The 6,463-nt window shown below is 66.6% G+C and carries 6 protein-coding genes; all 6 read right to left on the bottom strand.

What is annotated here, in order from left to right; genetic code table 11:
- Positions 1-164 precede the first annotated feature (164 nt).
- Genes AC07O0_RS22285 through AC07O0_RS22260 form a run of 6 tightly spaced genes read right to left on the bottom strand, consistent with a single transcriptional unit; the run spans position 165 to position 6,209 of the window.
- Positions 165-1,013 carry a carbohydrate ABC transporter permease gene (locus AC07O0_RS22285; RefSeq protein WP_494625856.1) on the bottom strand — a complete coding sequence of 283 codons (849 nt, stop codon included), beginning with the start codon at positions 1,011-1,013 and terminating at the stop codon, positions 165-167.
- Positions 1,010-1,963, bottom strand: a complete 954-nt coding sequence (locus tag AC07O0_RS22280) for a carbohydrate ABC transporter permease (protein WP_494625855.1) — start codon at positions 1,961-1,963, stop codon at positions 1,010-1,012. Before AC07O0_RS22280 ends, AC07O0_RS22285 begins: the two co-directional genes overlap by 4 nt.
- A gap of 6 nt (positions 1,964-1,969) precedes the next feature.
- Positions 1,970-3,235 carry an ABC transporter substrate-binding protein gene (locus AC07O0_RS22275; protein ID WP_494625854.1) on the bottom strand — a complete coding sequence of 422 codons (1,266 nt, stop codon included), beginning with the start codon at positions 3,233-3,235 and terminating at the stop codon, positions 1,970-1,972.
- 60 nt (positions 3,236-3,295) lie between these two features.
- Positions 3,296-4,240, bottom strand: coding sequence for a nucleoside hydrolase (locus AC07O0_RS22270; protein WP_494625853.1), 945 nt, complete (start codon positions 4,238-4,240; stop codon positions 3,296-3,298).
- A complete protein-coding gene (locus AC07O0_RS22265) occupies positions 4,237-5,187 on the bottom strand; it encodes a nucleoside hydrolase (protein WP_494625852.1) in 951 nt (316 codons plus the stop codon). The genes AC07O0_RS22270 and AC07O0_RS22265 overlap by 4 nt, the downstream gene beginning before the upstream one ends.
- On the bottom strand, positions 5,184-6,209 hold the full coding sequence (locus AC07O0_RS22260) for a LacI family DNA-binding transcriptional regulator (protein ID WP_494625851.1): 1,026 nt from the start codon (positions 6,207-6,209) through the stop codon (positions 5,184-5,186). Before AC07O0_RS22260 ends, AC07O0_RS22265 begins: the two co-directional genes overlap by 4 nt.
- Positions 6,210-6,463: the final 254 nt, after the last annotated feature.

Raw genomic sequence — 6,463 nt, 5'->3', positions numbered from 1 at the left:
GAGCGCTCACCAAAAACCACTCCACAATAACCACCACGACAGCATTGTCAGCCAACCAGCACGCTGATTTTCAGAGCCCCCCCGCGACAAAATATCAACCTGCCCAAAACGGCAGGCCGCCGCTGCAATCTGAGACTGCGGTCACCCGGGCCATCGGCGGCGGGTTATTTCAGCCCGCTCGTGACGAAGTTGCGGATGTAGAACTTCTGGAAGAGCAGGAACGGCACGAGCGCGACGAGGCCTGCGAGCGTGGTCGAGGAGAACAAGCGCCCCCATTCCGTGCCTTCCAGGCTGATATTGCGGGCGATCGCCACCTGCACGAGCGTGTGCTCCGGCGACGGCGCCGCGACCAGCGGCCAGAAGAACGCCTCGAACTGGTGCATGAACAGCATGATGCCGCCGGTCAGCACCACCGGCCACGAGATCGGCAAGGCGATCTTCAGCCAGATATGGCCCCAGGAGGCGCCGTCGACCCGCGCCGCCTCGTAGAGCTCGCGCGGCAGCCCGGCGAAGAACTGGCGGAACATGAAGATGACGAAGCCGTTGGCGAGATCCGGCAGGATCAGCGCGGCATAGGTATCGATCAGGCCAAGACTCTGCACGAGGATGTAGAGCGGGATGACGATCGCCTCGAACGGCATCATCGCCGCCGCCAGCACGAAGGCGAAGATCAGGTTCTTGAAGCGGAAATCGAAGACCGCGAAGGCAAAGCCGGCGGCGGCGTTGACGACGACGCCGACCACCATCGTCGTCAGCGCGACGAAGAGCGAATTGCCGACGGCGCGCGGGAAACCGGTGCCGAGAAGCGAGGTATAGTTCTCCAGCGTCAGCCGGTCGGGGATCAGCATGCTCCAGCCGAGCCGGCTGCCATGGGCGAAGATGTCGGCGGGCGGCCGCAACGACGAGACCACGAGCCAGATGAGCGGCAGCAGCAGCACGAGCGCGATCAGCGACATCGTGACGTAGCGGGCGGTGCCGAGCGCCAGCACGGTGGAGCGGCGATCGACGCTCATGCCTCGGCTCCTTCCTTGTCGCGGAACAGCCGGAGCTCGATCGCGGCGATCACGCCGATGATGACGAGGATGATCGTCGACAGCGCCAGCGAGCGCCCCCAGTTGATGAAGGTGAAGGCGTTCTCATAGGCGCGGAACATCAAGAGGTCGGTCGCGCCGTTCGGCCCGCCCTTGGTGATGATGTAGACCGGCGCGAAGAACAGGAAGTTGATCGCGGTGTCGGCGACGAAGACGAAGGCGAGCGGCCGGCGCATCTGCGGCAGGGTGATGTGGACGAGCTGGTGCCAGCGGCTGGCGCCGTCGATGTGCGCGGCCTCGTAGAGCTCGCCCGGAATGCGGTAGAGCCCGGCCAGCAGGAAGATCATCCAGTAGCCGCAGCCCTTCCAGGTCGCGATGGCGATCATCGTGCCGAGCGCCTGGTGCTCCGACAGGAAGAAGGGCTGGCGGCCGATCCCGATGCCTTCGAGGATGGCGTTCACCGGCCCGAGATTGGAATCCAGCATGATGTTCCACAGCACGGCGGTAAGGCCGGTGGAGAGCGTCATCGGCAGGAAGAAAGCAGCGCGGAAGAAGGTGACGCCCTTGCCCGGCGCCATCACCAAGAGCGCGTAGCAGAAGGCGATGGCGATCTGCAGCGGGTTGATGATGATGTTGAAGATCAGCGTGACCTTCAGCGAATTCCAGAAGCGCTCGTCGCCGAAGAGCTGGGCAAAGTTCGTCAGGCCGCCGAAGGAGGTCTCGCCGGCAAGGTTCTGAGTGAACAGGCTGCCGCCGATGGCGATCACGATCGGCGTCAGCCGGAACAGGACGAGGAAGGCCAGCGCCGGCAGGAGGAAGGCGAGCAGCACCAGCGTGCGCGGCTGCATCGGATCGGCGGAGCGGCGCCGCGCGATACGCGGCGCCTCCGGGGCGGCGACAGGGGCGGAAGCCCGGTCGGACAAGGCGGTCATCTCCGATCAGCCGCGATATTTGGCGAATTCGCGGTCGATGTCGCGCGCCGCCTTCTTCAGCCGCTGCTCGACATTGGCGCCGCCCTGGATCTCGCGGAAGGCGCCGCGCAGGATGTCCTCGTATTCGAGCCAGCCCGGCGTCGCCGGCCGCGGCACGGCGGTGTTCTCCATCTCGGAGCGGACGATGCGCCAGCCGGGCGTGTCGAGCTCGGCGCCCATCGAATCCCAGACCGATTTCAGCACCGGCGGGTTCGGCCGCAGGCGCGCCTGCGCCTCGACATAGTCAGGCTGCGCGAAGGCCTTGATGAAGGTCTCGGCCGCGGCGCGCTGCTTGGTGCGCGGGTTGAGGCCGATATGCCAGCTGCCGGTCGGCGTCACCGCCTTGCCGCCCTCGAAATAGGGCTGCGGCGCGACTGTCCAGTCGAGGTCCTTGCGCGCCGAGATCGAGGCGAGGCTCGGCGTGGTCGCAAGGTACATCGCGGCCCGGCCGGTCGCGAACATTTCGAGCGCGAGATTGGTGTCGAACACGCCGGTCGGCGTCACCTTATGCTTGTTGAACAGGTCGGCGTAGAACTGCATCGCGTCGATGAAGGGCTTGGAATCGACATAGCCCGTCGCAGTCAGCCCGTCCTCGCTCAGCACCTGCGCACCCTTCGACTGCGGCAGGGTCAGCGCCTGATAGGGCCGGTCCGCCATCTCGAAGACGAGGCCCCACTGGTTCTTGGCGGGGTCGGTCAGCTTCTTGGCGGCTTCGAGCGTCTGCTCCCAGGTCCAGCGCTTGGCGACATCGGGCTCCGGCAGCGCGACGCCGGCATCGGCGAAATGCTTGCGGTTGAGGAACAGCACCATGCCGCTGCTGATATAGGGCAGCGTCATCAGCTTGCCCTTGTAGGTGCCCTGCGCCAGCGCCGCCTTGCTGTAGCGACTGAGATCGTTGCCGAGGATGCCGTCGAGCTCGGCGAGATGCTTGCGGATCGAGTAGGAGGCGGTCAGCGGCCCGTCGGCGAAGAAGATGTCGGGCAGCGGCGTGCGCGCCTGCAGGCGCACTTCCAGCGCCGGGAACAGCTCGTTGAACGGGATGCGCTCGAGCTTCAGGCCGATCGTCGGATTGTTCTTCATGAACATCTCGGCCATCGGTGTGATGTGGCCCTCCGGCCAGCCGACCCAGATCACGTTGAGCTCGGCCTTGGCCTGGGCGCGCAGCAGTTGCGGGGCGGCGAGCAGGCCGCCCCCGGCGGTCATGCCCTTCAGAACGGTGCGGCGCGTCGTCATCCAATCCTCCTGATCAGTCTTGTTCGTTGCAGGCAGCGGGCCAGTCGCAGCCGGGCGGGCTCAGCCGCGCCCATAGCTCGCAATCGTCTCGATCACGTGCCGGGTCGCAGCCGGGCCATCCATGCGGATGCCCGCCTTGACGTTGGCGCGCGGTGGCTCAGGCTCGTCCGGGCGGCGCGTGACATTGCGCTGGTCGGCCACGGTCATGCCGCGCAGCAGCTGGCTCGCCAGCTCGACCTGGATGTGGAAGGGCTTGTGCTCGACCAGGTCCGGTCGCACGAAGGGCACGAAGGCGCTGGGATCGTGCATCGGCGAGATCGGCTTGCCGTAGCGCGCTTCGTTGCGCCCGAGATAGAAGTCGAGCATGCCGGCGACGGTCTCCGGCACCGCCCCGCCCGCCTGCCGCAGCAGCTCGGCATGGCTGCGGTCGAGGATCGCCTGGCGGGTGAAATTGAGGCCAGCCAGATAGATCTCGGCATCGCAGGAGAAGACGGCCGCCGCCGCCTCCGGATCCTTCAGGATGTTCGCCTCGGCGTAAGGGGCGGCATTGCCGATATCGAGGCTGCCGCCCATGATCGTGATGCATTTCAGCCAGCGCGCCAGCCGCGGCTCGGTGCGCAGCGCCACCGCGACATTGGTCAGCGGGCCGATGGCGGCGAGCACGAGCTCTCCTTCAGCCTTCTTTGCCTCTTCGATGATCATCGTCACCGCATGCATGTCGACCGGCCGGCGCTTCGGCTCGGGCAGGTCGGCGCCGTCGAGGCCGCTGGCGCCATGGATCATTGAGGGCGCGAAGCTGCCGACCAAAGGCGCGCCCATGCCGCCGGCGACGGGGATGTCGAGCCTGGCGAGCTCGCAGATCTTCAGGGCGTTGCGCGTGGTGTTCTCGACGATCGAGTTGCCGAACACCGTGGTCAGGCCGCGCAGCTCGAAATGCTTTGCCGCGTAAAGGATGGCCATGGAATCGTCATGGCCGGGATCGCAATCGATGAGCAGCGGGATCATGAGCGGTCGTATCCGAGGATGGTGTCGATGACGGCATCGACGCAGGCTTCGCCGTCCACGGCGACGGCAACGTCGCAATTCGCCGGGCGGCTGGCGCCGGGCTGGTCATGGTCGCGGCGCATCGGCCGGCTGTCGCAAGCGGTCATGCCGCGCAGCGGGCCGTCGCCGAGCTCGATATGCACGGGCAGCGGCCGGAAGGTGATAAGCCCCGGCCTGACCAGCGGGATGACGGCGCAGGGATCGTGCATCGCCGCGGTCGGCGTGCCGTAGCGCTCCTGCATCTTGGCGAGATAGAAGGCGAGCAAGTCGGCCATCACCGTAGAGACCCGGCGGCCGCCCTGGCGCAGCCTTGCGATATGGCGCTCGGCGATCCCCGCCTGGCGGGTGACATTGAGCCCAACCATGCTGAGCGGCACGCCGGCATCGAACACGATCGCCGCCGCCTCGGGATCGCAGACGATGTTGAACTCGGCATAGGGCGTGCGGTTGCCGCTGGTAGTCGAGCCGCCCATGATCGCGATCGACTTCAGCCAGCCGGCGAGCTTCGGCTCCATCCGCAGCGCCAGCGCGACATTGCTGAGTGGGCCGATCGCGATCAGGCTGAGTTCGCCCGGCGTGGCCTTGGCCGTCTCGATGATGAAATCGACGGCGTGGCGGTTGAGCGGGTCATAGCCGGGCGCCGGCAGTTCGGCGCCGTCGATCCCGGTCGCACCATGGACATAGGCGCCGTCGAGCGGCGGCTCGATCAAAGCGCGGTCGAGGCCGGGCACGACCGGCAGGTTCAGCCCCGCCAGCGTGCAGATCGCCAGCGCGTTGCGGGTCGAGTTCTCCAGCGAAGAATTGCCGGCGACGGTGGTCAGCCCGACCACGTCGAGATGCGCGGCGGCATACAAGATCGCCATCGCATCATCATGCCCGGGATCGCAATCGATGATGTAGCGGGTCATGCGGACCTTCCAGGCTTCGTTGCAGGCGTCACGGACAGGCGCTCGACCAGCACCGGCTCCAGCGCCAGCGCGCGCGGCAGCGGATGGCCGTGATCGAGCAGGCCGACCAGAAGCTCGGCCGCCTTGACGCCGATGTCATAGGCCGGCTGGCGGATGGTGGTCAGCGGCGGCGAGGTGAAGGCGGCGATGTCGATATCGTCATAGCCGATGACCGCGAGGTCCTCCGGCACGCGCAGGCCGCGCTGCTGCGCTGCGCACATCGCGCCGATGGCGACGAGATCGTTGAAGCAGAAGATTGCGTCCGGCCGCCCGATTTCGCGGCGGTCGAGCAACGTGGCCATCGCGGAGTGGCCGCCGCCGACCGTGAGGTCCGACTCGATCATCAGGGCCGGGTCGAGCGGCTTTCCGGCAGCGGTCAGGGCCGAGGCGAAACCGGCCAGGCGCTCAGCGCTGCGCGGATGCTCGGCCGGGCCGGTGATGCAGCCGATGCGGGAAAAGCCCTTGCCCGCCAGATGCGCCCCTGCGAGCCGGCCGCCGAGCAGGGAATCGTCGTTGATCAGGCAGTCGACGCGCGGGATCGTCGTATCGAGCGCGATGACCGGCACGGTCTTGATCTGCTCGATCCGGCGGAAGAAATCCGAGCTGGCATTGCTGGTCATTACCAGCAGCGCGTCGATCCGTTTCATCATCAGCGTGCGCAGATAGGCGGTGAGCTTCTGCGCGACATCGCCGGAATTGCACAGCATCAGGCTGTAGCCGCGATCGAAGCAGCCGGTCTCGACGCCGCGGATCACCTCGGCAAAGAAAGGATTCGTCGAGCTGGTGACGATCATGCCGACGGTCTGGGTGCGGTTGCTCTTCAGCGCCCGCGCCACGCCGCTCGGCTGGTAGCCGAGCTGCTCGATCGTCGCCTGGACCTTCTCGATGGTGCCCGGATTCACATGGCGCGTGCGGTTGACCGCATGGGACACGGTGGTCACCGAAACTCCGGCCGCACGGGCGACATCCTTGATCGTCACCATCGCCGGCACCCGGAAAGGCGACGCCCCGCAACCGCGCGCGATGGTCGACGGTGCAGCGCATGGCGCACTGCGAGAAGCTGCCGATCCCGCGCCAATCCATTCCTCCCGATATGCCGCCTTGAGGCAGCTTTCAGGGAAAGCTAGCAGCCGGAAACGTTTGCGCAAACGTTTTGTATGCAAGTATTTGGGCCATCGCCATGTCTTGCGGTCATGGCGACGGACGCAGCTCCGGCACGCGCTGCGACGGCAAAGCG

It is taken from the genome of Allobosea sp. GW821-FHT10B12 (genome assembly GCF_059415545.1).
This window is presented reverse-complemented; position numbering and strand designations above follow the sequence as displayed.

Bases quoted from the DNA above. Each gene is read 5' to 3' on its own strand.
- AC07O0_RS22285 (WP_494625856.1), bottom strand. From the start codon at position 1,013: ATGAGCGTCGATCGCCGCTCCACCGTGCTGGCGCTCGGCACCGCCCGC.
- AC07O0_RS22280 (WP_494625855.1), bottom strand. From the start codon at position 1,963: ATGACCGCCTTGTCCGACCGGGCTTCCGCCCCTGTCGCCGCCCCGGAG.
- AC07O0_RS22275 (WP_494625854.1), bottom strand. From the start codon at position 3,235: ATGACGACGCGCCGCACCGTTCTGAAGGGCATGACCGCCGGGGGCGGC.
- AC07O0_RS22270 (WP_494625853.1), bottom strand. From the start codon at position 4,240: ATGATCCCGCTGCTCATCGATTGCGATCCCGGCCATGACGATTCCATG.
- AC07O0_RS22265 (WP_494625852.1), bottom strand. From the start codon at position 5,187: ATGACCCGCTACATCATCGATTGCGATCCCGGGCATGATGATGCGATG.
- AC07O0_RS22260 (WP_494625851.1), bottom strand. From the start codon at position 6,209: ATGGTGACGATCAAGGATGTCGCCCGTGCGGCCGGAGTTTCGGTGACC.